The following is a 25913-nucleotide window of genomic DNA, read 5'->3' on the forward strand; positions in this document are numbered from 1 at the left end:
TTCGAGGCTGTTTTTCAAAACCCGGCGATTAAATGCATTCCTTTTAAGCCCTGCTCTGTCAGGGGCTTGACAGCATCGGCTATGATAGCGGCTTTGTTTTGTCAGGCCCGTGTCCCGGCCGCGCACTGTACGTTCAAGGATCCTATGAGCAAGCCCACTGTCGACCCTACCTCGAATTCCAAGACCGGCCCTGTCACGCCGGTCAATTTCCTGCGCCCGATCATCCAGGCGGACCTGGACTCGGGTAAGCACACGCAGATCGTCACCCGTTTCCCGCCTGAGCCCAACGGCTACCTGCACATCGGCCACGCCAAGTCGATCTGTGTGAACTTCGGCCTGGCCCAGGAGTTCGGCGGCGTTACCCACCTGCGTTTCGACGACACCAACCCGGCCAAGGAAGACCAGGAATACATCGACGCGATCGAAAGCGACGTCAAATGGCTGGGCTTCGAATGGTCCGGCGAAGTGCGCTACGCCTCGCAATACTTCGACCAGTTGCACGACTGGGCCGTCGAGCTGATCAAGGCCGGCAAGGCCTACGTCGACGACCTGACGCCCGAGCAAGCCAAGGAATACCGCGGCAGCCTGACCGAGCCGGGCAAGAACAGCCCGTTCCGCGACCGTTCGGTGGAAGAGAACCTGGACTGGTTCGCCCGCATGCGCGCCGGTGAGTTCCCGGACGGTGCCCGCGTACTGCGCGCCAAGATCGACATGGCCTCGCCGAACATGAACCTGCGCGACCCGATCATGTACCGCATCCGCCACGCCCATCACCATCAGACCGGTGACAAGTGGTGCATCTACCCGAACTACGACTTCACCCACGGTCAGTCGGACGCCATCGAAGGCATCACCCACTCGATCTGCACCCTGGAGTTCGAAAGCCATCGTCCGCTGTACGAGTGGTTCCTCGACGCACTGCCAGTACCGGCGCACCCGCGTCAGTACGAGTTCAGCCGTCTGAACCTCAACTACACCATCACCAGCAAGCGCAAGCTCAAGCAACTGGTTGACGAGAAACACGTCAACGGCTGGGACGATCCGCGCATGTCGACGCTGTCGGGCTTCCGCCGCCGTGGCTACACCCCGGCGTCGATCCGCAACTTCTGCGACATGATCGGCACCAACCGTTCCGACGGCGTGGTCGACTTCGGCATGCTCGAGTTCAGCATCCGTCAGGACCTCGACGCGAACGCACCGCGCGCCATGTGCGTGCTGCGTCCGTTGAAAGTCGTGATCACCAACTACCCGCAAGACCAGGTCGACAACCTCGAACTGCCGCGTCATCCGCAGAAAGAAGAGCTCGGCGTGCGTCAGCTGCCGTTCGCCCGTGAAATCTACATCGACCGCGATGACTTCATGGAAGAGCCGCCAAAAGGCTACAAACGCCTGGAGCCGAACGGCGAAGTGCGTCTGCGCGGCAGCTACGTGATCCGTGCCGACGAAGCGATCAAGGATGCCGACGGCAACATCGTCGAGCTGCGTTGCTCGTACGATCCGGACACCCTGGGCAAGAACCCTGAAGGCCGCAAGGTCAAGGGCGTGATCCACTGGGTGCCGGCCGCTGCCAGCATCGAGTGCGAAGTGCGTCTGTACGATCGCCTGTTCCGTTCTCCGAACCCGGAGAAGGCCGAAGACAGCGCGAGTTTCCTGGACAACATCAACCCTGACTCACTGCAAGTGCTGACCGGTTGTCGTGCTGAACCCTCGCTGGGCAATGCACAGCCGGAAGACCGTTTCCAGTTCGAGCGCGAAGGCTACTTCGTCGCGGATATCAAGGACTCGAAACCAGGCCAGCCGGTATTCAACCGTACCGTGACCCTGCGCGATTCGTGGGGCCAGTGATCAAGTCTTAAGGAAACACCGTGCTTACGATCTACAACACGCTCACCAAGAGCAAAGAAGTCTTCAAGCCGCTGGATGGCAACAAGGTGCGCATGTACGTCTGCGGGATGACCGTGTACGACTACTGCCACCTGGGCCACGGCCGCAGCATGGTCGCGTTCGACCTGGTGACCCGCTGGTTGCGGTTCAGCGGTTATGACCTGACCTACGTGCGCAACATCACCGACATCGACGACAAGATCATCAACCGGGCCAACGAGAACGGCGAGTCGTTCGAAGCGTTGACCGAGCGCATGATCGCGGCGATGCACGAAGACGAAGCGCGCCTGAACATCAAGAAGCCGGACATGGAACCGCGCGCCACGGATCACATTCCGGGCATGCACGCGATGATCCAGACCCTGATCGACAAGGGCTTCGCCTACGCCCCGGGCAATGGCGACGTGTACTACCGCGTCGGCAAGTTCATGGGCTACGGCAAGCTCTCGCGCAAGAAGATCGAAGACCTGCGCATCGGTGCGCGGATCGAGGTCGACGAAGCCAAGGAAGATCCGCTGGACTTCGTGCTCTGGAAAGGCGTCAAGCCGGGCGAGCCGAGCTGGGAATCGCCGTGGGGCGCCGGGCGTCCGGGCTGGCACATCGAGTGCTCGGTGATGTCCACCTGCTGCCTGGGTGAGACTTTCGACATTCATGGCGGCGGCAGCGACCTCGAGTTCCCGCACCACGAAAACGAAATCGCCCAGAGCGAAGCAGCCACCGGCAAGACCTACGCCAATGCGTGGATGCATTGCGGCATGATCCGTATCAATGGCGAGAAGATGTCCAAGTCCTTGAACAACTTCTTCACCATTCGCGACGTGCTCGACAAGTACCACCCGGAAGTCGTGCGTTACCTGCTGGTGTCGAGCCACTACCGCAGCGCGATCAACTATTCGGAAGACAACCTCAAGGACGCCAAGGGCGCACTGGAGCGTTTCTACCACGCGTTGAAAGGCCTGCCGAACGTGGCGCCGGCTGGCGGCGAAGCGTTCGTCGAGCGTTTCACCACGGTGATGAACGACGACTTCGGCACCCCTGAAGCCTGCGCGGTGCTGTTCGAGATGGTGCGTGAGATCAACCGTCTGCGCGAGAGCGATCTCGATGCGGCGGCCGGTCTGGCAGCGCGCCTGAAAGAACTGGCCAGCGTGCTCGGTGTGTTGCAGCTCGAAGCCGATGACTTCCTGCAGGCCGGCGCCGAAGGGCGTGTCGATGCAGCCGAAGTCGAGGCGCTGATCGCTGCGCGTCTGGCGGCTCGTGCCGGCAAGGACTGGGCCGAATCCGACCGCATCCGCGACCAGCTCACCGCCATGGGCGTGGTGCTGGAAGACGGAAAGGGCGGCACGACCTGGCGTCTGGCTGACTGATTGCTGCGCTTGCTACAAACAAAACCCGCCTTGTGCGGGTTTTTGTTTTTCTGCTGCTTACTCCGGGCTGCAATTTGATCGTTCCCACGCAGAGCGTAGGAACGATCAAATGTGCAGGTTTTTTCTGGGGCAATGGTCAGGATCGCCAAAATCAAAGCCCGTGATTGCTTTTGGTATTCGCATAGGTCTTGATAGCGCACGCGGCAGGATGCACATCAGCGGCGAATCCGGAAGGGAGGAATCATGGCTAATCACTATCGCGAGCTGGTATCGACACCCGGCGCCACCGGGCTGATCCTCGCGAGCTCCATCGCCCGACTGCCACAGGCAATGATCGGCATCGGCATCATCACCATGCTGGTGCAGCAGACCGGCGTTTACTGGCTGGCCGGTGCAGTCGCCGGCACGTTTACCCTGTCCAACGCGCTGCTCGGCCCGCGCATCTCGAAACAGGTTGATCAGCGTGGCCAGAGCCGCGTGCTGCCCGTCGTCACGGTTTTCAGCATCGTCATGTTGCTGGCGCTGATCGTTGCCGTGCACCTGAGGGCGCCCGCCGCGTTGTTTTTTGTGCTGGCGGCGCTGGCGGGAACGATGCCGAGCATGCCGTCCATGATCCGCGCACGCTGGACGCAGCTGTTTCGTGGCAAGCCGCAACTGCACACCGCGTTCTCGCTGGACACAGTTCTCACCGAACTGGCCTACATCATCGGCCCGCCACTGGCGATCGGTTTGAGCGTGAGTTTTTTCGCGGAAGCCGGGCCGCTGGTGGCGGTAGGGCTGCTGGCCGTCGGCGTGACGGCGTTTCTCATGCAGCGTCAGACCGAACCGAAAGTGGTGGCGGGCAACCGGAAAAACAGCGGTTCGACCCTGCTGATTCCCGGCGTTCGCACCATTGTCCTGGCACTGCTGGCGATGGGGGCCATTGGCGGGTCGATCGATGTCGCGGTTGTGGCTTTTGCCAACGCGCAGGGCTGGCCATCGGCTGCCACCTTCATTCTCGCCGCCTATGCGTTCGGCTCGCTGGTGGCGGGCCTGACTTTCGGCGCGTTGCGGGTTTCGCTGGCGATTGAAAAACAGTTCTTTATCGGAATATTGGTCACGGCAGTCACCGGCGTATTGCCGGTGTTCTCACCGGACGTTTATGTCCTGTCCGCGATGTTGTTTATCGCCGGCATCTCGTTCGCGCCGACCATGGTCGTGGTCATGAAGCTGGGGACGATCATCATCCCCGCGGCGAGAATGACCGAAGGGCTGACGTGGATGACCACCGGGATCAGCATCGGCGTGGCGCTGGGCGGCATGCTGGCGGGGCTGGTGATTGATGCCTGGGGCGCCCGGGCAGGGTTCGGCGTTGCGATAGCCGCAGGTCTGATGATGATGGTCGTGGTGTTGATGGGGCTGCGGACGTTGGCAGCTGCATCGGCCGCGCCTGTTGAGCCGGCAATTTCGGCCTGACCCGCTATGGGGGCGCTCAGCTTTCAAGCTGCCGCAATCGTTTGTACAGCGTATTGCGGCTCACCCCCAACCGTCGCGCCAGATGGGAAATATTCCCGCCGGCCAGCTGCAACTCCCGGTTCAACGCCTCGGCATTGTTCAGGTCGATGCCCAACGGCTCGGCCACTTCCACCGGTTCCATCTCCAGATCGACAAAAAAGTCGTCCGGCAAATGCTCGGGCCGAATCGGCTGCTCCTCGGCCATCGCCAGCGCCACCTGCATCACGCTGCTGACCTGACGCAGATTGCCCGGCCACGGGTGCCGTTCGAACAGCTCCAGCACCTCACGACTCAATCCTGCCCACTGCGACGGCTCGCGATGTTGTTCCCACAACCGTTTGAACAGTGCCTGCTTGTCGCTGCGTTCGCGAAGCGGTGGCAGCTCGAGGGTCAAGCCGCCGATGCGGTAGTACAAGTCCTCGCGAAAGCGCCCCAGTTGCACCTGTTCCCTGAGCGAACGGTTGGTGGCGGAGATGATCCGCAGATCCACCGGAAACAGCTCGCTACTGCCCACCGGTTGTACGCAGCGCTCCTGCAATACGCGCAACAGGCGAGCCTGAGTTGGCAGTGGCATGTCGCCGATCTCGTCGAGGAACAGCGTGCCTTTGTCGGCCTTGCGGATCAGGCCGATGCTGCCTTTCTGGTTGGCGCCGGTGAACGCGCCTTTTTCATAGCCGAACAGCTCGGACTCCACCAGTTCGGCGGGGATCGCCGCGCAGTTGACGGCAATGAACGCCTGTTTGCTGCGGGAACTGGCCTGGTGCAGGGCCTTGACGAAGACTTCCTTGCCGACCCCGGTTTCCCCGTGAATCAGCAGCGGGATGTCCTTTTCCAGCAGCCGCTCGGCCTGGCGCACGGCTTTTTCCACGCGGCTGTCGCCGAAGTGCAAAGTGCTCAGGCTGATGGCCGTAGGGACGACGACTTTCGGTTCAGCGGTTCTGGCTTCAGCGGTTCTTGTTTCAGTGAAGACGCGCGCCTGAATCGGCGCCTGTTTAGGCCGTTTCAACAAACACTGGAAACGATTGCGCCCGGAGGTCTGCAAGGCAAACGGCAAACCGTCCGGCTGATTGATCAACTCCAGCAACGACACCTTGAACAGGCTTTCAACGCTGACCCGCGACAGCTGCACACCCAACAGATTGTCGGCCCGACGGTTGGCCGACAGCACCTGACCGCTCTCATCAAAGATCAGCAGCCCGGCCCACTGGCTGTCGAGGTTGTTCAACCCGGTGTTGAAGGTCAGTTGAAAGTGCTGGCCATGGAACAGGTTGAGGATCAGCCGGTTCTCCACGGTCTGGCTCATCATCTTGACCATGCCGAGGGTGTGCGAGGGCGGCAGATAGCTGTCGCTGGACACATCGAGTACGGCGATGACCTTGCGCTCGGCATCGAAAATCGGCGCGGCGGAACCGGTCATGAAGCGGTTGGCCTTGAGAAAGTGTTCATCATGTTCGATGTGCACCGCCTGCTCGCAGGCCAGCGCCGTGCCGATGGCGTTGGTGCCGCTGGCACGCTCGACCCAACTGGCGCCCGCCTGAAAACCGCGCGCCAGATTCGGCTCGATAAAGCGCTGGGTGCCCCAGGACGTCAGCACCTGGCCCTGATTGTCGGCCAGCATGATCAGGCAGTTGGAGTTGCTCAGGATGTTCTCGTAATACGGCAGCACTTCCTGGTGAGTGGTCTGCACCAGCGAATGATGGCGGTCGAGCAACTGCGCGATGCCGGCAGCGGGCAACTGATCGAAGGCCGGGGCGCTTTGATGATTGAGACCGAAGGCGCGGCAACGGGACCAGGAGTCCTGGACGATCGCATCGTGGGAAAGCGGCGGGGCAGGTGCGGCCATGATTGGCAGTCTCTGAAGGGGTGCTTTGTTGTTTTTGTTATGGCTCGTTCGACGAGCAAAAAGCATCCATAGAGTGTTGTTCACTATTGTTCATTGTCAATCGCCCGACTGTTCAATTGTTCAGTCACGACTGTTCACTTGTGTTCAGCTACGAACCACGGTTTGCGTGGCCTCCAGCGAATTTTGCAGTAAATCAACAGCTTGCCGTTTCTGGCACGAATGTCGCTCTACAGGACAGGTCGCTTGACTCCAATAATAAAAAGGCCGAGCCATGTCACTCACCCTGGAGCACGTCAGCCGTACCGTCGAGGGCCAGACCTGGATCGACGATGCGAGCCTGAAATTCGAACCTGGATCCTTCAACGTTTTGCTCGGACGCACGCTGTCCGGCAAGACCAGTCTGATGCGCCTGATGGCCGGTCTGGACAAGCCCGACAGCGGCCGGATCTTGATGAACGGCGTCGACGTCACCCAGCGCCCGGTGCGTCTGCGCAACGTGTCGATGGTCTATCAGCAGTTCATCAATTACCCGACCATGACGGTGTTCGAGAACATCGCCTCGCCGCTGCGCCAGGCCGGGATCTCCAACGAGCAGATCCAGAGCAAGGTGCAGGAAACCGCGAAGATGCTGCGCATCGAGAAGTTTCTGAAGCGCTATCCGCTGGAACTGTCCGGTGGCCAGCAGCAGCGCACGGCCATGGCCCGGGCGCTGGTCAAGGATGCCGAGCTGATCCTGTTCGACGAGCCGCTGGTCAACCTCGACTACAAACTGCGCGAAGAACTGCGCCAGGAAATGCGCGAGCTGTTCAAGGCGCGCCACACCATCGCCATCTACGCGACCACCGAACCCAACGAAGCGCTGGCGCTGGGCGGCACCACCACCATTCTTCATGAAGGGCGGGTGATCCAGAGCGGCCCGTCGACCGAGGTCTATCACCAGCCGCAAACGGTGCTGGCCGCCGAATTGTTCTCCGAGCCGCCGATCAACCTGATGCCGGGGCGCATCGCCGGTAACGAAGTGAGTTTCGCCAACTTCGTACACTTCCCGTTGAACGTCGATCTGCGGCCGGTGGGCGAGGGCGAGTTCCGTTTTGGCGTGCGTCCGAGCCACATCTCGCTGGTGCCGAGCAACGACGACGACCTGGAACTGGCGGTGACCGTCGAGGTGGCGGAAATCAGCGGTTCGGAAACCTTCCTGCACGTGCGCAACGAGCATTTCCTGTTGGTGCTGCATCTGCCGGGGGTTCACGAATACGACGTCGATGCACCGATCCGCATCTACATCCCGACCCATAAACTGTTTGTGTTCGATGCGCAGGGCCGTCTGGTGCAGGCACCGGGCCGGCGCGTCGCGAGGGTTGCCTGATGGCCGAAATCCGTTTGCAGCACCTCGCCCACAGCTACAGCAAAACCCCGAGCGGGCCCGAGGATTATGCGATCCGCGAGATGGACCACATCTGGGAGCAGGGCGGCGCCTATGCCTTGCTCGGCCCTTCGGGATGCGGCAAGTCGACGTTGCTCAACATCATTTCCGGCCTGCTCAGCCCGTCTCAGGGCCATGTGCTGTTCGACGGCAAAGCGGTCAACGACCTGACCCCGGAGAAGCGCAACATCGCCCAAGTGTTCCAGTTCCCGGTGGTCTACGACACCATGACCGTGTTCGACAACCTGGCCTTTCCCCTGCGCAATCAGGGCCTGGCCGAGGCGAAAGTGCACAGCAAGGTGCAGGAAATCGCCGAGGTCCTCGACCTGCAGAACCTGCTGAGCAAAAAAGCGCGCAACCTCACCGCCGACGAAAAACAGAAAGTCTCCATGGGCCGTGGTCTGGTGCGCGATGACGTGTCGGCGATCCTGTTCGACGAGCCGCTGACGGTGATCGACCCGCACCTGAAATGGAAACTGCGGCGCAAGCTCAAGCAGATCCACGAGCAGTTCAACATCACCATGGTCTACGTCACCCACGATCAGCTGGAGGCTTCGACCTTCGCCGACAAGATCGCGGTGATGTACGGCGGCCAGATCGTCCAGTTCGGCACCCCACGGGAATTGTTCGAGCGGCCGAGCCACACCTTTGTCGGCTACTTCATCGGCAGCCCGGGGATGAACCTGATCGAAGTGCAGCCGCAACCGGGCGGGGTCGGTTTCAATTCGACCCACCTGCCGCTGTCCGACGCCTTGCAGCGCCATATCGAACACGGTCAGTGGAAAAATCTGAAGGTCGGCATCCGTCCAGAGTTCATCCATGTGTGGGACGAGCCGTTCGATGACGCGATGCAGGCGCGGGTCGTACACGTCGAAGACCTCGGCACCTACAAGATCATGACCCTGGATCTCGACGGTGCACCGCTGAAAGTGCGTCTGGCCGAGGACAAACCGGTGCCGCAGGGCACGGCCTACATCAGTTTTCCGGCGCAGTGGCTGATGGTCTATGCCGACGAATTTCTGCTGCATGCCACCGACAGCGAGGTACAGCCATGAACAAGGTGCAGAACAACAAGGCCTGGTGGCTGGTGTTGCCGGTGTTCCTGCTGGTGGCATTCAGTGCGGTGATCCCGATGATGACCGTGGTCAACTATTCGGTGCAGGACATCTTCGACCAGTCCAGCCGCTATTTCGTCGGCGCCGACTGGTACAAGCAGGTGCTGCTCGATCCGCGTTTGCACGACTCGTTGCTGCGTCAGTTCATCTACTCGGCGTGTGTGCTGCTGATCGAAATTCCGCTCGGCATCGCCATCGCGCTGACCATGCCGACCAAGGGCCGCTGGTCGTCGGTGGTGCTGATCGTGCTGGCGATCCCGCTGCTGATTCCATGGAACGTGGTCGGCACCATCTGGCAGATTTTCGGCCGCGCCGACATCGGCCTGCTGGGTTCGAGCCTCAACGCCATGGGCATCAGTTACAACTACGCGGCTAACACCATGGACGCCTGGGTCACCGTGCTGGTGATGGACGTCTGGCACTGGACTTCGCTGGTGGCGCTGCTGTGTTTCTCCGGGCTGCGGGCGATTCCCGACGTGTATTACCAGGCCGCGCGTATCGACCGGGCCTCGGCCTGGGCGGTATTCCGGCACATTCAGTTGCCCAAGTTGAAGAGCGTGCTGCTGATCGCGGTGATGCTGCGCTTCATGGACAGCTTCATGATCTACACCGAGCCGTTCGTGCTCACCGGCGGCGGGCCGGGCAACTCGACGACCTTCCTGAGTCAGACCCTGACCCAGATGGCCGTAGGCCAATTCGACCTGGGGCCGGCGGCGGCATTCTCGCTGGTGTACTTCCTGATCATCCTGCTGGTGTCCTGGCTGTTCTACACCGCCATGACCCACAACGATGCCAACCGCTGAGGCCCGGCCATGAGCAAAAGAAAGCTTGTTCCACTGCTGCTCTACATCCTGTTCCTGCTGGTGCCGATCTACTGGCTGCTGAACATGTCGTTCAAGAGCAACACCGAAATCCTCGGCGGACTGACTCTTTTCCCACAGGATTTCACGCTGGCGAACTACAAGGTGATCTTCACCGACCCGAGCTGGTACACCGGGTATATCAACTCGCTGTACTACGTCAGTCTGAACACGATCATTTCCCTGACCGTGGCACTGCCGGCGGCCTACGCGTTTTCGCGCTATCGCTTTCTTGGCGACAAGCACCTGTTCTTCTGGCTGCTGACCAACCGCATGGCGCCACCGGCGGTGTTCCTGCTGCCGTTCTTCCAGCTGTATTCATCGATCGGCCTGTTCGACACCCACATTGCCGTGGCACTGGCGCACTGCCTGTTCAACGTGCCGCTGGCGGTGTGGATCCTCGAAGGTTTCATGTCCGGTGTGCCGAAGGAGATCGACGAAACCGCCTACATCGACGGCTACAGCTTTCCCAAGTTCTTCGTGAAGATCTTCATTCCGCTGATCGGCTCCGGCATCGGTGTGACGGCGTTTTTCTGCTTCATGTTTTCCTGGGTCGAGCTGCTGCTGGCGCGCACGCTGACCTCGGTGAACGCCAAACCGATCGCGGCGGTGATGACGCGCACGGTGTCGGCGTCCGGCATTGACTGGGGCGTACTGGCGGCAGCGGGGGTGTTGACTATTCTCCCCGGCATGCTGGTGATCTGGTTCGTTCGCAACCACGTGGCCAAGGGCTTTGCCTTGGGCCGGGTCTGAGGAACTGATGATGGAATGGATGAGCTGGACCGTCCCGACGGCGGCGTTTTTCATCGTGATCGGGTTGATCCTGGTGGGCATGACCACCTGGGAATTGCGCTCGCCGAGCATCTTGCGGCGAGGGTTTCTGCCGATTGCCACCACCCGTGGCGATCGCTTGTTCATCGGTCTTCTCGGCAGCGCCTACCTGCATCTGCTGGTAATCGGCGTGACCGACTGGAGCATCTGGGTAGCGTCCGCGTTGTCCCTGGTGTGGCTGTTGGCTGTGATGCGTTGGGGCTAGTCGAATCGCTCGGCAATCTTGCTCCGAAAACCTAACAGGAGGTCTCTATGTTCGATAAGAAAAATAAGCTGCGACATAGCATTTCATTGGCAGCCATGCTGGCACTCAGCGGTTTGAGCGCGTCCGCCTGGGCCGACGCCTACGAAGATGCCGCAAAAAAATGGATCGGCAGCGAATTCAAGCCGTCGACCCTGACGGCCGAGCAGCAACTGGAAGAACTGAAGTGGTTCATCAAGGCGGCCGAGCCGTTTCGCGGGATGGACATCAAGGTCGTCTCGGAAACCCTGACCACCCACGAATATGAATCCAAGGTGCTGGCCAAGGCCTTCAGCGAAATCACCGGCATCAAGCTGACCCACGACCTGCTGCAGGAAGGCGACGTCGTGGAAAAAATGCAGACGGTGATGCAGTCGGACAAGAACATCTACGACGGCTGGGTCAACGACTCGGACCTGATCGGTACGCACTTTCGCTACGGCAAGACCGAATCGATCACCGACCTGATGGCCAACGAAGGCAAGAACTTCACCTCGCCGACCCTCGACATCAAGGACTTCATCGGCATCTCCTTCACCACCGCGCCGGACGGCAAGATCTATCAATTGCCCGACCAGCAGTTCGCCAACCTGTACTGGTTCCGCGCCGACTGGTTCGAACGCGCCGACCTGAAAGCCAAGTTCAAGGAAAAGTACGGCTATGAACTGGGCGTGCCGGTGAACTGGTCGGCCTATGAAGACATCGCCAAATTCTTCAGCGAAGACGTCAAGGAAATCGACGGCAAACGCATCTACGGGCACATGGACTACGGCAAGAAAGACCCGTCCCTGGGCTGGCGCTTCACCGATGCCTGGTTCTCCATGGCCGGTGGCGGCGACAAGGGCATTCCCAACGGCTTGCCGGTGGACGAGTGGGGGATTCGCGTCGAGGATTGCCACCCGGTCGGCTCCAGCGTGACCCGCGGCGGCGACACCAACGGCCCGGCGGCGGTGTTCGCCACCACCAAATACGTCGACTGGCTGAAGAAGTACGCGCCACCGGAAGCGGCGGGCATGACCTTCTCCGAGTCCGGCCCGGTGCCGTCCCAGGGCAACATCGCCCAGCAGATCTTCTGGTACACCGCCTTCACCGCCGACATGACCAAACCGGGCCTGCCGGTAGTTAACGCCGACGGCACGCCGAAATGGCGCATGGCACCGTCGCCACGCGGGCCGTATTGGGAAGAGGGGATGAAACTCGGTTATCAGGACGTGGGCTCGTGGACCTTCATGAAATCCACGCCTGAGAAACAGAAACTCGCGGCCTGGCTGTACGCGCAGTTCGTGACTTCGAAAACCGTGTCGCTGAAGAAAACCATCGTCGGCCTGACGCCGATTCGCGAGTCGGACATCAACTCGCAAGCGATGACCGACCTGGCACCGAAACTCGGTGGTCTGGTCGAGTTCTATCGCAGCCCGGCCCGCGTGCAATGGACGCCGACCGGCACCAACGTGCCGGACTACCCACGTCTGGCACAACTGTGGTGGAGCCACATCGCCGAAGCCGCCAGCGGCGAGAAGACCCCGCAACAGGCCCTCGACGGTCTGGCCAAGGATCAGGACGCGATCATGACCCGTCTGGAACGCTCCAAGGCCCAAGCGGTGTGCGCACCGAAAATGAACCCCGAGCGCGACGCGCAATACTGGTTCGACCAGCCGGGCGCACCAAAACCGAAACTGGCCAACGAGAAACCGAAAGGCGAAACCGTGAGCTACAACGAACTGCTCAAGTCGTGGGAGGCGGCACGCAAGTAAGGTTTTTTGCGGGGCGGAACGGCACCTTCGGGTGCCGTTTTTCTTTGTGCGGGATTCAGACCAGAACAGCCAGATCTGTGTACTGAGCCACCAGGGGATCGGCGGTTAGCAGCTTCATCGGCTCTACCATGGCTGTTGCAACAATAAGCCGATTTCGAGCAATACCCTCATGACTGGCCACCCTCAAACGCGTTGAGCATGTCATCCGGTAGTGGCCTGTAGAAGTTTTCTGGAAGCACGAGTTTGCCCTTCATCGCACCTATGCGCGGACCGTGAGCCTTGGTGACAGGAACCAGACGAACGAGTGCACGCCCATGTTTGGCAATTGTAATGATCTGCCCCGAGGCGGCCTCATCGACGAGTCTGGATAGATTGTTTTTTGCTTCGGCCAACGGAACGATGATCATCATGTCTTCCTCATATCCTCAGCCGCTTGGTAAACCGTGACCCAAGATAACGTCTTGTTTCCTGGCGTGGCTGTAGGACGAGACGGGCATTCTGGAGAGAGCTTTCTGTATTCCCGGCGGGACGGGCCAGTAACGGAAAAAGATCCTACGGCCATATAGCGCTTACCTTTCGATCTCACGTTTCACCGCCCGACGCACCGCTTTGAGGAGGGCGTTTTCAAAGGCGTTGTGCCCGGCGTGCAGCAGCCGGCAGTGGATGTTCATTCGTTGCCTGAGCCAGCGCACGCTGGCCATGCCATGGGTGTCGCGGATGCCCTGGATCAGCAAGGTGTTGTCGTCGAGGGTCAGGTGTTCATCCTTTGGCGTGAAGCAGTAGTTCTGCAGGTGGTAATGCAGTTCCAGCCGAATCGCGAGCACCGCTTCCTGATCCACGAAACGCTCCAGTGTGTCGGGGCAAATCGTCTGTCCTGTGCGACGTAGAACAGCGTTCAACCATTCGATGGCGGCGCGGCGTTGTTGCAATGGACAGCCTTCGCCGAGGATCCGGTAGATGTCCTTCGCGCGATGGCCTGACGACGTTTGAGGCGATTGCGTCAGCCCGTCATTGAGCGCCTGATCGTAGGCCCGGACATTGTCGGCAAACGGCACGAATACCGAGACCAACGTGGTTTTCAGCAGGTGCTGCGGGTAGCGCTGTTGGTACTGGATCGCCAGCCAGCTACCCCATGACACGCCCAGCACGCTGATTTTTTCGAAGCCGAAATGCTGGCGCAGGGCATCGATGTCTTCGACACACATCCCGGTAGTGTTATCCCGCAGTTCGCCGTAGGGCGTCGAGCGCCCGCAACCCCGTTGGTCAAACAGGATGATGTCGAACCGACCCGGTTCGAAGAACTGCAAATGGTGGCGGCTGATACGCCCGCCGGGGCCGCCATGGAGGAAAAACACCGGTTCGCGTCCCGGAACACCATGGCGTTCCCAATAGAGTTGATGGCCGTCGCCGGTCGGGTAATAACCTCGGCTGTGCAGGGAGAAGGTCATGACGCCTGAACCGTCAGACGATAGAACTGGAAAAGCTCGACCTGCCCAGGCCGCGCCGCCACGCTGGATTCAAGTTTCAGGTTGTGGATGGAGGCGAGCCAGATGACCGGGATCAGCACCGGCGTGTGACCAAAGACGAGGATCGTGCCACCGGGTTTTACGCAGCGGATCAGCGATTCGAATGCGGCCTGGGCCTCACGGCGGGTCAAGACTTCGGCGTTGAGGAAACGCAGGATCAAGACATCGCAGCGAATCCCGGCATCGGAAGCCTCACTCGCCTCCAGCACGTCGAATTCGACGGAGGTCCGGCTGTGCCAGCGCCTGGCATGTTCGATCATCGAGGCCGAACGGTCAGTCCCCAGGCACAGACAGTCGGGCAGGGCTCGGGCGAGGTGGGCGATGAACGCGCCGGTCGAACAGGCCGGGTCGTAAATCAGTGCGCCTTTTTCAGTGATGGCCTGGAGCAGCCCGGCGCAGTATTCGCGCAAATGGTGCTCGTCGGTATTCAGCTGTTCGGCCAGTGATTCGTTGCATTGCCAGAAGTCTGCCGGGCAGACCGCTTCCCGGCCTGTCTCATCCAGCAGTGGAAAGGGAAACAGGATCTCGCTGTCAGCCTGATGCAAGGCGTGCTCGAAGACCTGCGCCTTCTCTGCGAGGGAGGCCGTCCGAAAACCGATCGACAACCCGTCATCACCCCACAATGAATGGAGATGCGGGCCAAATAACATGCCGGGTTTAAGCGCGCTGCCGGCCTGCCACCGAAAATGCCGGTCACGTTGCAGGAGCTTGCGGCCGACCCAGAGCTCATCGTTCACCCGCAGGAAAAAAACGTGATGCAGTCCACTGCCCCGCGGTTCGAGGTAGTGGCCAACAGCGCCGTTCTCGTTGAGGTAAAGGCGCATGGATCGGGCCAATGTCAGTTCCCGGGTGCGATCAAGTCGGTTCATGGGGCTGGCCTCTCCAAAGTCTGGCCCCGGGCTTGCGGGATGACGACGTTGCCGCTGGATACCACGAAGAAGCGTTCCAGTCCGGGGATCACCACGTTGAGCAGGGTGGTGCCGAGCTCGGTTCGCTGCAGGACGGCTGCACCCAGCGTACGGCCGTGAATCCGCAGGTCTTGAGTCAGCAAGTGCAGTTGATTTTGCACCGTCAGGTCTTTAGCGGAATCCGCCAGTCTCACCTCGTGTTGAATGCAGCGATGCAGCAGCGTCTGCGGATCGAACTGCGCACAGCGCAGCAGGCGCGGGAAGGGCTGCAGATTGCGCAGCGCATTGTTCAGCGTCTGTCGGTATTCGGGTTCGGCGGCGCTGAGTTGCAATTGCACCAGTTCAGTGAGCGCCCGCCACGCCGCGTGACGCGGGTCGAGGGAGCTGCCACTGCCGAATACCTGTGGGTGAGCGCCCGGCTTCGTGGTGAAGGCCAGAAAAGTCCGGGTCGTGAACTCGGTGCTGATATCCACCAGCACGATTTCGCCGTCGATCTCCTGTTCGGCATCGGCCCACAGACGACCGAGTTCGTCGCTTTCAGTGAGAGGTGCCACCCGCCGCAGTGGCGGATGGTTCTGGTAATAAAAATGATCAAGCAGAAACAACGACACGGCATCGCGTTCGATGCATTCGTTGGCGGCGTGCAGCATCGCTTCGTTGTAAGTGGCGCCAATCGCGGTGCCGCTGTTGCTGGCGTAGCGCCGCACGGCGCGGTAGTCCGCCATGCCCGGTGACGAGGGTAAACGTGAGCCGTTCGGCGAGGTCAGCGCCACCGGATAGGAAAACCGGTCATGCCACGGCGGACAGACATAGGTCCGGCAGGTGATGCGCACGTTTTGCTGACAGGTGAGCCTGTGCAGAAGCGAGTCATCGGCAAACAACGGCGTGTCTTTGAAATAGCGTTCCGTCTCGTGGTGAACATCGGTGGTACGGAGCTCATCCGTCCAGTAGTGCTCGAGCGCTTCATAAAGCGCGCCCAGGTACGCGTGATCTGCATAGCCCTTGCCGGAGCCACGGGCATGTCGGTTGTCGCCGCCATGAAGACTCGCCTGAACGGCAACGACTTTGCTGCCGAGGGTGCGGGTGTGCGGTGTGAGTCCCAGGCGTGAGAGCTCGGCATCAATACGCCGCTCTGCCTGATCGGCCGTGAGCTCACGCTCGACCAACGTTGTCTTGTCCATGATTCCCTTCCTGGAAAGCCCGCGAGGGCGCAAGGCCCCCGCGGGTTCTGTCACTCGGCGTTGAGTTCCGCCTGTTCTTCCTCGGTCAATTGCAGTGCTTCAATCTGCTCTGCCGAAGGGGTTTCCTGCTCGTCGAGTTCTTCGATCTGGTTGGCGTTCCAGCTGCTCATGTAGCCCATGATGTTGCTCCTTGGTTGTTGTTTGGGAGTGCTGTTGCAAGCACGAGCCGAATCTAAAAGGGCGGTGAGGGCGGGGTCAAAAATGTCCAGACGTTTCCAGTCGCGGGTTTCAGCGATGTCGAAATACGTACTGATAAAACGTGAATTGACGCCGGGCGGACGTGTTTCTGGGGGGCAGCACTGCGTGGCAACGGGCGAACCACGCGAAAGGAATCATCGGTTTGAGGCGTTCTGTCTTCTGTCGCTGTCAGACGTTTCAGCGCAGGGATGACGCAAATTCGTACTGAAGGATTTACGGGGATGGATGCAGCACTTGTGCGGTGATTTTTCCCATGAGGTTTGAGAAAACACCGCACAAATCGGCTTGAAGGTTTAGTGCCGTTCCCGGTGCATGGCAGGAAACACCAGACTGAACACCGTCATCGCCCCCGGACGGCTTTGAACCTGCGCGGAGCCCTGATGCAAGGTCATGATCGAATGCACGATGGCCAGCCCCAGACCGGTACTGCCCTGTGACCGGGTGCGGCTGCTGTCGACCCGGTAAAAACGGTCGAACAGATACGGCAGGTGCTGCGCTTCGATGCCTGCGCCGGGATTGCTCACTCGCAGCGACACCTCGTTCGGCGCCTGTTCGATGAACAGCGAAACGGTCTTGCCGGACGGGCAGTGGCGCAGGGCATTGGACAGCAGATTGGAAATCGCTCGCTGAATCATCAGCCGGTCGCCCGACACCTGAGCGCTGCCGATGACTTTCAGATCGATCTGTTTGTCCTGCGCCGTAAGAGAAAACAGGTCAGCCACCTTGGACGCCTCTTCTTCCAGCGCAATCGGCTCGAACGAGGCGTGCGCTGCAGGCTGGCTGGCCTGGGCCAGGAACAGCATGTCCGAGACAATCCGCGCGACCCGCTCCAGCTCTTCGGTGCAGGACACCAGAACGTTGGTGTATTGCTCGACCGAGCGTTCCCGCGACAGCGTCACCTGGGCCTTGCCCATCAGGTTATTGATCGGCGTGCGCAGTTCGTGGGCCAGGTCATCGGAGAACTGCGACAACTGCTGCACGCCGCTGTCCAGGCGATCGAGCATGACGTTGATGCCCTGCGCCAGTTCGCTGAGTTCCTGGGGCATGTTCAGTACTGACAGGCGATGGTCGAGATCCTGCGTCGTCACTCGCGCCGCCACTTTGCGAAACTCGCGCAACGGTGCCAGCCCTCGTTGCACGGCGCCCCAAGCGGTCAGGCCGATGAACACCAGCAACAACGGCAAGGCCATCAGCGTCGAGCGCAGGTAGGCGCTGAGCAGAGCCTGATCGTGGGCGTTATCCATCGACAGCAGCACCGGTACGTTGCTGCCGTCCTTGAGGCGAATCAGCTTGGAGACGGTGAGAAACTTCGCGCCTTCAGCATCGGCGCTGTCGGTGTGAGTCAACTGATCGGTGGTCGCCCGAACTGCCTTCAGTTCAACCCGTGGATCGGTCAGGCCCGAGCCGGACTTGAGCAGCGGGGTGCGCAGGTTGTTCAGGTCATAAATGGTCAGGGTCAGGTTGTCGTGCCCCATGACCTGATCGAGCAGAATGTGCGGCTTCGCGCTGATCTCACCGGTGTCGGCATACAGCGTCAGGCTGTGCTCGACCTGTTCCATCTTCTTTTCCAGGCTGTCGCGCGATAGCGCGTTCAGCTCATGGGTCAGGGCGAAATACGCGAGGATCGCCAGGAACACCACCAGCAATGCGCCGAGAATACTGACCGTCAGACCCAGACGCAGCGACAGGCTGGCCGGCTTCATTCCCGCGCCTCAAGCACATAGCCGACGCCGCGCAGGGTGTGGATCAGTTTGCTGTCGAACGGGTCGTCGATCTTCGCCCGCAAGCGGCGGATCGAGACTTCGACCACGTTGGTGTCGCAGTCGAAATTCATGTCCCACACCAGCGAGATGATCTGGGTGCGGGTCAGCACTTCGCCGGACTGGCGCATCAGCAGGTGCAGCAGGGCGAATTCCTTGGTGGTCAGGTCGATGCGCTGGGTGCCGCGAAAGGCCCGGTGACGGCCGGGATCGAGTTCCAGATCGGCGACCTTGAGCACCTGCGGCACCGGGATGTTCTCGCTGCGACGCATCAACGTGCGTACCCGCGCCAGCAATTCCGGAAACTCGAACGGCTTGACCAGATAATCATCGGCGCCCAGATCCAGACCCCGGATCTTGTCCGCCAGCCGCCCGCGTGCGGTGAGCATCATCACCCGGGTGGAGTGGGTGCGACGCAGTTGTTCCAGCACGCTCCAGCCGTCGAGTTCCGGCAGGTTCACATCGAGAATGATCAGGTCGTAAACCTGTTGCTGCGCCAGGTGCAAACCATCCGCGCCATTGACCGCGTGATCCACGATATAACCACTTTCGGTCAGGCCCTGATGCAAGTATTCGGCAGCTTTAAGCTCGTCCTCGACGACAAGGATTCGCATGATGTTTCACCACTTTTAATGAATGGGTATTTAAGTAAGTGAGTCTGGAAGTTGCAGTTTTTGCAGGGACATCCTGACGGGCTTTGGAACTGAATGGCGTGCACGGTAAAGGCTGTAGCGGCTACAGAGTCAACGCCTGAGCCCTTTAAATCGGCCATCCGCGACAGCCTGTCGCAGCGAAATGGTGGATTTTTCATGACTTTCATTTCGGCAAGTGCTGTTCGGCGGATAACTAACGCGTAAGTGTTTCCATGTATTGCAATCGCTCACGCCGAACTTCGAATCCTAGAGCAAAACAACTTCGATAAACCGTGGATAACGGATTTGTAATGTTCACGTCACCTTGTCGATAAGTTCAAAACCCTACCGTGGCGCCATCAACGATTCTTGATTGAAGGAAGCCTTCCATTGCCCGGTTTAATTGAACTGACGGCGCGATCACGCCTGAAAAAAACCGCCAGCGGCCTCTTGTTGCTGGCCTGTACCAGCCTTGCCAGCGCATCGACCCTGACGCTGGATCAGGCGCTGCAAACCGCGTTCGCCGGCAACCCGGAGCTGGCCGCCGCGCAATGGGAAATCGGCATTGCCGAAGGCGACCGCAAACAGGCCGGGCTGATCCCCAACCCCGAGGTGTCGTGGGAGGCCGAAGACACCCGGCGCGAATCGCGCACCACCACGGTGATGCTCAGCCAGCCGATCGAGCTGGGCGGCAAGCGTGGCGCGCGGATTGATGTGGCGAGTCGTGCGCAGGATGCCGCCGGCATCGAGCTGGAGCGCAAGCGCAACGCACTGCGTGCCGACGTGCTTCAAGCGTTCAACGGCGCACAGACCGCGCAGCAACGCTTGCAACTGGCCCGGCAGTCGCTGCAACTCGCCGAGCACGGTTTGCGTGTGGCGCAGGGACGAATCGATGCGGGCAAGTCGTCGCCGGTGGAAGGCACACGGGCGCAAGTGCAGCTTTCGGAGGTGCGTCTGGAGCTAAGCCGCGCCGAGCGCGATCAGACCAATGCTTACCAGCAACTGGCGCAGGTCATGGGCGCACCTTTGCCCACTTCGACCACGGTGCAAAGCGCTGCTCAGAACCTGGCCAATGTCCCGCCACCCACCCGTTTGCTTGAGCGCCTGAACGAGACGGCGGAGCTGCGGCTGGCCAGGTTGCAGATCGACCAGCGCGAAGCGTCGCTGGGACTGGAAAAGTCCCAGCGGATTCCCGATCTGACCGTCAGTATCGGCAGCCAGTACAGCGAAACCGAGCGCGAGCGGGTCAACGTGGTCGGGCTGTCGATGCCGATCCCGCTGTTCAACCGCAATCAGGGCAACGTGCTGGCGGCGGCGCGGCGTACCGATCAGGCCCGGGACCTGCGCAACGCCACCGAACTGCGCTTGCGCACGGAAATCCAGACCACGCTGGCGCAATGGCAGACCGCCAACGGCGAAATCCAGGCATTCGACCGGACCATCCTGCCCGCCGCGCAAAGTGCGGTGGACAGCGCCACTCGCGGTTTCGAAATGGGCAAGTTCGGCTTCCTCGATGTGCTCGACGCCCAGCGCACATTGATCGCCGCTCGCAGCCAATACATCCAGGCGGTGAGCGAGGCGACCGACGCCCGGGTCCGCATCGAACGCATCTTCGGCGACCTCAGCGCCAACCCTTGAATTTCAACTTTCTGATCACTGCGCGATGGTTTGGCGCAGAGGAGTTTCCATGGACAAAAAACTGATCGTGGTCGCTGCGGCGACCTTGGCGCTGGGCATTGGCATCGGCTCGATGTGGGGCGGCAATGCGTCTATCGATGCGCATGCCGATGAAGCGGCGGAACACGCCGACCACGCCGAAGAAGGCGCCGCCGCTGAAGGCGAGCACGACGAAGAAGGGCACATCGAATTGACGGCCGAGCAGATCGCGGCGGCGGGGATTCAACTGGCCGCCGCCCAGGCGCAGAACTTCAGCCTCGGTCTGTCGTTCCCCGGCGAAGTACGCTTCGACGAAGACCGCACCGCGCATGTGGTGCCGCGCGTGCCGGGCGTGGTCGAGTCGGTGTCGGTCAATCTCGGGCAGTCGGTGAAGAAAGGCCAGTTGCTGGCGGTGATCGCCAGTCAGCAGATTTCCGATCAGCGCAGTGAACAGGCAGCCGCGCAACGTCGTCTGGCTTTGGCCCGCACGACGTTCGAGCGCGAGAAGAAACTGTGGCAGGACAAGATCTCCGCCGAACAGGATTTCCTTCAGGCGCGCCAGGCTCTGGAAGAAGCCGAAATCGCCGTGAGCAATGCCCGGCAAAAGATCAGCGTGCTCAGTGGCAGCGTGGTCGCCACCGGTGGCAATCGCTACGAGCTGCGGGCGCCGTTCGACGGTGTGGTAGTGGAAAAACACCTGACGCCGGGCGAGGTGGTCGATGAAACCACGGCGGCGTTCACGCTCTCGGATTTGTCGCGGGTGTGGGTCACGTTCGGCGTTTCACCGAAGGACTTGAACAAGGTGCAAGTGGGCAAAACCGTCACCGTCAGCGCGGCGGAGTTGAACGCCGAAGTCAGCGGCACCGTGGCTTACGTCGGCAGCCTGCTCGGCGAACAGACCCGCACCGCAACTGTGCGCGTCACCCTGGAAAACCCGCAAGGCTCATGGCGCCCCGGCCTGTTTGTCACCGCGCTGGTCGCCACCGACAGCCGTCAGGCCAAAGTCGCCGTACCGGAAACCGCAATCCAGACCGTCGAGGACAAACCCACGGTATTCGTGCGTACCGACGACGGCTTCAAGGCTCAAGCGGTGGAGCTGGGCAGTCGCGCGGCGGGCCAGGTGGAAGTCACCGCCGGACTGGAACCGGGCGTGCAGGTCGCCAGCGCCGGCAGCTTCGTCCTCAAATCGGAACTGGGCAAAGCCTCGGCCGAGCACAGTCATTAATCGCGGAAGACTCCCATGTTCGAACGCCTGATCCAGTTTGCCATCGAGCAGCGCATCATCGTGCTGCTCGCCGTTCTGCTCATGGCCGGCCTCGGCATCGCCAGTTATCAGAAACTGCCGATCGACGCCGTGCCCGACATCACCAACGTCCAGGTGCAGATCAACACCGGCGCGGCCGGGTTTTCGCCGCTGGAAACCGAGCAGCGCATCACTTTCCCGATTGAAACCGCGATGGCCGGTTTGCCAGCGCTGGAGCAGACCCGCTCGCTGTCGCGTTCGGGGTTGTCCCAGGTCACGGTGATCTTCAAGGACGGCACTGATCTGTTCTTTGCCCGGCAATTGGTCAACGAACGGTTGCAGTCGGCCAAGGAGCAATTGCCCGAAGGTGTGGAAGCGGTGATGGGGCCGATTTCCACCGGTCTCGGCGAGATCTTTTTGTGGACGGTCGAGACCAAGGAGGGCGCGCTGAAAGAGGACGGCACGCCCTACACACCGACCGACTTGCGGGTGATTCAGGACTGGATCATCAAGCCGCAATTGCGCAACGTCCCCGGCGTGGCCGAGATCAACACCATCGGCGGTTTTGCCAAGGAGTACCAGATTGCGCCCGATCCGAAAAAACTCGCGGCCTACAAACTGACCCTCACCGATCTGGTGACGGCGCTGGAACGCAACAACGCCAACGTCGGCGCCGGGTACATCGAGCGCAGCGGCGAGCAATTGCTGATTCGCGCACCGGGGCAGGTGGCGAGCACCGAGGACATCGCCAACATCGTCATGGCCAATGTCGACGGCACGCCGATCCGGATCAAGAATGTCGCCACCGTGGACATCGGTCGCGAACTGCGCAGCGGCGCCGCCACGGAAAATGGCCGCGAAGTGGTGCTCGGCACGGTGTTCATGCTGATCGGCGAAAACAGTCGCACAGTCTCCCAGGCCGTCGCCGCGAAGCTCGAACAGATCAACAAATCCTTGCCCGCCGGCGTGATCGCGGTGCCGGTGTACGACCGCACGCATCTGGTCGACAAGGCCATCGCCACGGTGAAGAAGAACCTCGTCGAAGGCGCGATTCTGGTGATCGCGATCCTGTTTCTGTTCCTCGGCAATATCCGCGCCGCGCTGATCACGGCGATGGTGATTCCGCTGTCGATGCTGTTCACCTTCACCGGCATGTTCAGCAACAAGGTCAGCGCCAACCTGATGAGCCTCGGCGCGCTGGACTTCGGGATCATCGTCGACGGCGCGGTGGTGATCGTTGAAAACACTTTGCGACGACTTGCCCATGCGCAGCAGCATCACGGGCGTCTGCTGACGCGATCCGAGCGTTTCCATGAAGTGTTTGCGGCAGCGAAAGAGGCGCGGCGACCGCTGATTTTCGGCCAGTTGATCATCATGGTGGTGTACCTGCCGATCTTCGCCCTGAGCGGTGTCGAAGGGAAAATGTTCCACCCGATGGCGTTCACCGTGGTCATCGCGTTGCTCGGCGCCATGCTCTTGTCCGTGACTTTTGTGCCGGCGGCGATTGCGCTGTTCGTGACCGGCAAGGTCAAGGAAGAAGAGGGCGTGGTGATGCGCGGTGCGCGTCGCGTTTATGCACCGGCGCTGGACTGGGTCATGTCCCATCGGACGATGGCGGTCGGCGCGGCGTTGGGAGTGATTGTGCTCAGTGGCGTGGTCACCAGCCGCATGGGCAGCGAGTTTGTGCCGAGTCTCAGCGAAGGCGATTTTGCCTTGCAGGCGTTGCGAGTGCCGGGCACCAGCCTGACGCAGTCGGTGGACATGCAGCAGCGACTGGAAACGTTGATCCTGGCCAAAGTGCCCGAGGTTGAGCGCGTCTTCGCCCGCACCGGTACTGCGGAAATCGCTTCCGACCCGATGCCGCCGAACATCTCCGACAGCTACGTGATGCTCAAGCCCAAAGAGCAATGGCCGGACCCGGGCAAGTCCCGCGAAACCCTGATGGCCGAACTGCAACAGGCCGCGGCAACGCTGCCGGGCAGCAACTATGAACTGTCGCAGCCGATTCAGTTGCGCTTCAACGAACTGATCTCCGGCGTGCGCAGCGACGTGGCGGTCAAGGTGTTCGGTGATGACATGGACGTGCTCAACGCCACAGCGGCGAAGATTGCCGCCGCGATGCAGAAGGTCAACGGCGCGTCCGAGGTCAAGGTCGAGCAAACCACCGGTCTGCCGGTGCTGACCATCAACATCGACCGCGACAAGGCCGCGCGTTACGGGCTCAACGTCGGCGATGTGCAGGACACCATTGCGGTGGCCGTCGGTGGGCAGAAGGCCGGGACGCTGTATGAAGGTGACCGTCGATTCGACATGGTGGTGCGCTTGTCCGACGCCATGCGCAAGGACATCGACGGGTTGTCGGCGCTGCTGATTCCGGTGCCGGCGGCGGGTGGTGATGCCTCCAGTCAGATCGGCTTCATTGCGCTGAAGGACGTTGCCAGTCTCGATCTGGTGCTGGGGCCGAATCAGGTCAGCCGCGAGAACGGCAAGCGCCTGGTGATCGTCAGCGCCAACGTGCGTGGGCGTGACATCGGTTCTTTCGTCGCCGAGGCGGGCGAAGTGATCGAGCGCGACGTGCAGGTGCCGGCGGGTTACTGGACCACCTGGGGTGGGCAGTTCGAGCAACTGCAATCGGCGGCCAAGCGCTTGCAGATCGTGGTACCGGTAGCGTTGCTGCTGGTGTTCGGGTTGCTGTTCATGATGTTCAACAACCTCAAGGACGGCTTGCTGGTGTTCACCGGGATTCCGTTTGCGCTGACCGGCGGGGTCATGGCGTTGTGGCTGCGGGACATTCCGCTGTCGATCTCGGCGGGTGTCGGTTTTATCGCGCTGTCCGGCGTGGCGGTGCTCAACGGGTTGGTGATGATCGCGTTCATTCGCAACTTGCGGGAGGAGGGACGCTCGCTGTCCGAGGCGATTCACGAAGGTGCGCTGACGCGATTGCGCCCGGTGCTGATGACGGCGCTGGTGGCGTCTCTGGGCTTCATTCCGATGGCCCTGGCGACCGGCACCGGGGCCGAGGTGCAGCGACCGCTGGCGACGGTGGTGATTGGCGGGATCCTGTCCTCGACCATTCTCACGTTGCTGATTCTGCCGGCGCTGTATCAGCTGGCGCATCGTCGGGATGAGGAAGCGCCTACTACGGGCTAGTCACTTTTAGCCTCAACAACAGGCCCGCCATTGCGGGCCTTTCTACATAACGGATATGTAATTTCGGCGCCACCGTCACGAAAGGTTCGGATTGTTACCTTGATCCCGTCAGTTACTTGAATGAGGAATCAACGATGAAACTTGCACAGATTGGCGCGTTTGCCGTGGCTCTGATGATGTCTTCCCTGGTGTTGGCCGAAGGTGGCGGTGACCGCACTTTCGACCGAATGATGGCCGCCAATGACCGCTCGATGGAGGTGTTTGCTGCGAAGGAAAAGGCCCGTGATCCGGTCGTCGTGAACGACAAGAAGGACGACAAGACCCAAGACCTGTAAGTGTGCTGCCAGTGAATGAGCCCGTCATCGCGCATCGATGGTGGGCTTTTTTATGAGTCGTGTTTTGAGGGAAACGAATATGAAAACTCTAAAGCTGTTGGCGTTCACCGCTGTCATGGCGATGTCCTTGAATGTGTTGGCCGAAGGAGGTGGCGACAGAACGTTCGACCGGGCGCTCAGCGCCAACACCAAAGCCATGGAGCAGTACGCTGCCAGTCAGGGCAAAGCGGCGCCGGTGGTCAAGGAATACGAGTACGGAATGAAGCTGGATGTGAAGAAGGTGGTGAGCGTTGTCCGGCCGAAAAATGAATGCGCGGTCGTGCCGGCTGCGATGACTTACGAGGACTCCAAGGGGCAGCTCAATACGGTCACTTACAACGTGATGGGGAATTGTCGTCAGCAGGGTGGCTGACGCTAATCCCGGCTGAAACGCCCGGTTCATGTGCAGTGAGTCG

22 protein-coding genes and 1 pseudogene are annotated in these 25913 nt (G+C 60.8%); 14 read left to right on the plus strand and 9 right to left on the minus strand.

Annotated features, from left to right (window positions below; genetic code table 11):
- The first annotated feature begins 144 nt into the window (after window positions 1–144).
- From AC1RT4_RS01345 to AC1RT4_RS01355, 3 genes are all read left to right on the plus strand, one after another.
- Window positions 145–1845 (plus strand): glutamine--tRNA ligase/YqeY domain fusion protein, encoded by a 1701-nt coding sequence (locus AC1RT4_RS01345; RefSeq protein WP_493083049.1) that lies wholly within the window; start codon window positions 145–147, stop codon window positions 1843–1845.
- Between the two features lie 20 nt (window positions 1846–1865).
- Entirely contained in the window at window positions 1866–3248 is a 1383-nt protein-coding gene (gene cysS / locus AC1RT4_RS01350; protein WP_262196243.1) for a cysteine--tRNA ligase, read from the plus strand.
- Between the two features lie 243 nt (window positions 3249–3491).
- Window positions 3492–4703 carry an MFS transporter gene (locus AC1RT4_RS01355; RefSeq protein ID WP_493083051.1) on the plus strand — a complete coding sequence of 404 codons (1212 nt, stop codon included), beginning with the start codon at window positions 3492–3494 and terminating at the stop codon, window positions 4701–4703.
- A 16-nt stretch (window positions 4704–4719) separates the two neighbouring features.
- Here AC1RT4_RS01355 and AC1RT4_RS01360 read toward each other — a convergent pair whose 3' ends face one another.
- The gene (locus AC1RT4_RS01360) at window positions 4720–6585 is read right to left on the minus strand and encodes a sigma-54-dependent Fis family transcriptional regulator (RefSeq protein ID WP_493083053.1); all 1866 of its coding nucleotides are present in this window, start codon (window positions 6583–6585) and stop codon (window positions 4720–4722) included.
- A gap of 271 nt (window positions 6586–6856) precedes the next feature.
- Between AC1RT4_RS01360 and AC1RT4_RS01365 the strand changes: the two genes are divergently transcribed.
- Genes AC1RT4_RS01365 through AC1RT4_RS01390 form a run of 6 tightly spaced genes read left to right on the plus strand, consistent with a single transcriptional unit; the run spans window position 6857 to window position 12809 of the window.
- A complete protein-coding gene (locus AC1RT4_RS01365) occupies window positions 6857–7951 on the plus strand; it encodes an ABC transporter ATP-binding protein (RefSeq protein WP_007951489.1) in 1095 nt (364 codons plus the stop codon).
- On the plus strand, window positions 7951–9063 hold the full coding sequence (locus AC1RT4_RS01370; RefSeq protein ID WP_493083055.1) for an ABC transporter ATP-binding protein: 1113 nt from the start codon (window positions 7951–7953) through the stop codon (window positions 9061–9063). Before AC1RT4_RS01365 ends, AC1RT4_RS01370 begins: the two co-directional genes overlap by 1 nt.
- Complete coding sequence (locus tag AC1RT4_RS01375) at window positions 9060–9926, plus strand: carbohydrate ABC transporter permease (protein WP_007951487.1); 867 nt, start codon at window positions 9060–9062, stop codon at window positions 9924–9926. The genes AC1RT4_RS01370 and AC1RT4_RS01375 overlap by 4 nt, the downstream gene beginning before the upstream one ends.
- 9 nt (window positions 9927–9935) lie before the next feature.
- Window positions 9936–10736 (plus strand): carbohydrate ABC transporter permease, encoded by an 801-nt coding sequence (locus AC1RT4_RS01380; RefSeq protein ID WP_115078485.1) that lies wholly within the window; start codon window positions 9936–9938, stop codon window positions 10734–10736.
- A 10-nt stretch (window positions 10737–10746) separates the two neighbouring features.
- Window positions 10747–11019, plus strand: a complete 273-nt coding sequence (locus AC1RT4_RS01385) for a DUF2160 domain-containing protein (protein ID WP_039767461.1) — start codon at window positions 10747–10749, stop codon at window positions 11017–11019.
- A gap of 47 nt (window positions 11020–11066) precedes the next feature.
- On the plus strand, window positions 11067–12809 hold the full coding sequence (locus AC1RT4_RS01390) for an ABC transporter substrate-binding protein (RefSeq protein ID WP_007951484.1): 1743 nt from the start codon (window positions 11067–11069) through the stop codon (window positions 12807–12809).
- Between the two features lie 55 nt (window positions 12810–12864).
- Here the strand turns inward: AC1RT4_RS01390 and AC1RT4_RS01395 are convergent.
- The 8 genes and pseudogenes from AC1RT4_RS01395 to AC1RT4_RS01430 all read right to left on the minus strand — a co-directional run.
- A pseudogene (locus tag AC1RT4_RS01395) lies at window positions 12865–12963 on the minus strand (PIN domain nuclease); the annotation flags it as partial.
- 13 nt (window positions 12964–12976) lie between these two features.
- Window positions 12977–13219 carry a type II toxin-antitoxin system Phd/YefM family antitoxin gene (locus tag AC1RT4_RS01400; protein WP_493083058.1) on the minus strand — a complete coding sequence of 81 codons (243 nt, stop codon included), beginning with the start codon at window positions 13217–13219 and terminating at the stop codon, window positions 12977–12979.
- A 159-nt stretch (window positions 13220–13378) separates the two neighbouring features.
- Window positions 13379–14257, minus strand: coding sequence for an alpha/beta fold hydrolase (locus AC1RT4_RS01405; protein WP_493083060.1), 879 nt, complete (start codon window positions 14255–14257; stop codon window positions 13379–13381).
- The gene (locus AC1RT4_RS01410) at window positions 14254–15204 is read right to left on the minus strand and encodes a class I SAM-dependent methyltransferase (protein ID WP_493083063.1); all 951 of its coding nucleotides are present in this window, start codon (window positions 15202–15204) and stop codon (window positions 14254–14256) included. The genes AC1RT4_RS01405 and AC1RT4_RS01410 overlap by 4 nt, the downstream gene beginning before the upstream one ends.
- Window positions 15201–16424: a YcaO-like family protein gene (locus AC1RT4_RS01415; RefSeq protein WP_493083065.1), complete on the minus strand. Its 1224-nt coding sequence runs from the start codon at window positions 16422–16424 to the stop codon at window positions 15201–15203. The genes AC1RT4_RS01410 and AC1RT4_RS01415 overlap by 4 nt, the downstream gene beginning before the upstream one ends.
- A gap of 50 nt (window positions 16425–16474) precedes the next feature.
- Entirely contained in the window at window positions 16475–16603 is a 129-nt protein-coding gene (locus AC1RT4_RS01420; protein WP_493083067.1) for a hypothetical protein, read from the minus strand.
- A gap of 372 nt (window positions 16604–16975) precedes the next feature.
- The gene (locus tag AC1RT4_RS01425; RefSeq protein ID WP_493083069.1) at window positions 16976–18385 is read right to left on the minus strand and encodes a heavy metal sensor histidine kinase; all 1410 of its coding nucleotides are present in this window, start codon (window positions 18383–18385) and stop codon (window positions 16976–16978) included.
- Window positions 18382–19056, minus strand: a complete 675-nt coding sequence (locus AC1RT4_RS01430) for a heavy metal response regulator transcription factor (protein WP_007951475.1) — start codon at window positions 19054–19056, stop codon at window positions 18382–18384. The genes AC1RT4_RS01425 and AC1RT4_RS01430 overlap by 4 nt, the downstream gene beginning before the upstream one ends.
- 408 nt (window positions 19057–19464) lie before the next feature.
- On the opposite strand from AC1RT4_RS01430, the gene AC1RT4_RS01435 reads away from it, so the two are divergent.
- The 5 genes from AC1RT4_RS01435 (at window position 19465) to AC1RT4_RS01455 (ending at window position 25870) form a co-directional block, all read left to right on the plus strand.
- Window positions 19465–20712: a TolC family protein gene (locus AC1RT4_RS01435; protein WP_493083071.1), complete on the plus strand. Its 1248-nt coding sequence runs from the start codon at window positions 19465–19467 to the stop codon at window positions 20710–20712.
- A gap of 49 nt (window positions 20713–20761) precedes the next feature.
- Window positions 20762–21955 carry an efflux RND transporter periplasmic adaptor subunit gene (locus AC1RT4_RS01440; protein WP_493083073.1) on the plus strand — a complete coding sequence of 398 codons (1194 nt, stop codon included), beginning with the start codon at window positions 20762–20764 and terminating at the stop codon, window positions 21953–21955.
- Between the two features lie 15 nt (window positions 21956–21970).
- Window positions 21971–25123 (plus strand): efflux RND transporter permease subunit, encoded by a 3153-nt coding sequence (locus AC1RT4_RS01445; protein WP_493083075.1) that lies wholly within the window; start codon window positions 21971–21973, stop codon window positions 25121–25123.
- Between the two features lie 134 nt (window positions 25124–25257).
- The gene (locus AC1RT4_RS01450; RefSeq protein WP_179694427.1) at window positions 25258–25458 is read left to right on the plus strand and encodes a co-regulatory protein PtrA N-terminal domain-containing protein; all 201 of its coding nucleotides are present in this window, start codon (window positions 25258–25260) and stop codon (window positions 25456–25458) included.
- Between the two features lie 79 nt (window positions 25459–25537).
- Window positions 25538–25870 (plus strand): DUF2790 domain-containing protein, encoded by a 333-nt coding sequence (locus AC1RT4_RS01455; protein WP_103386165.1) that lies wholly within the window; start codon window positions 25538–25540, stop codon window positions 25868–25870.
- The last annotated feature ends 43 nt before the right edge of the window (window positions 25871–25913 follow it).

Source organism: Pseudomonas sp. GW821-FHT11D10 (genome assembly GCF_058808435.1).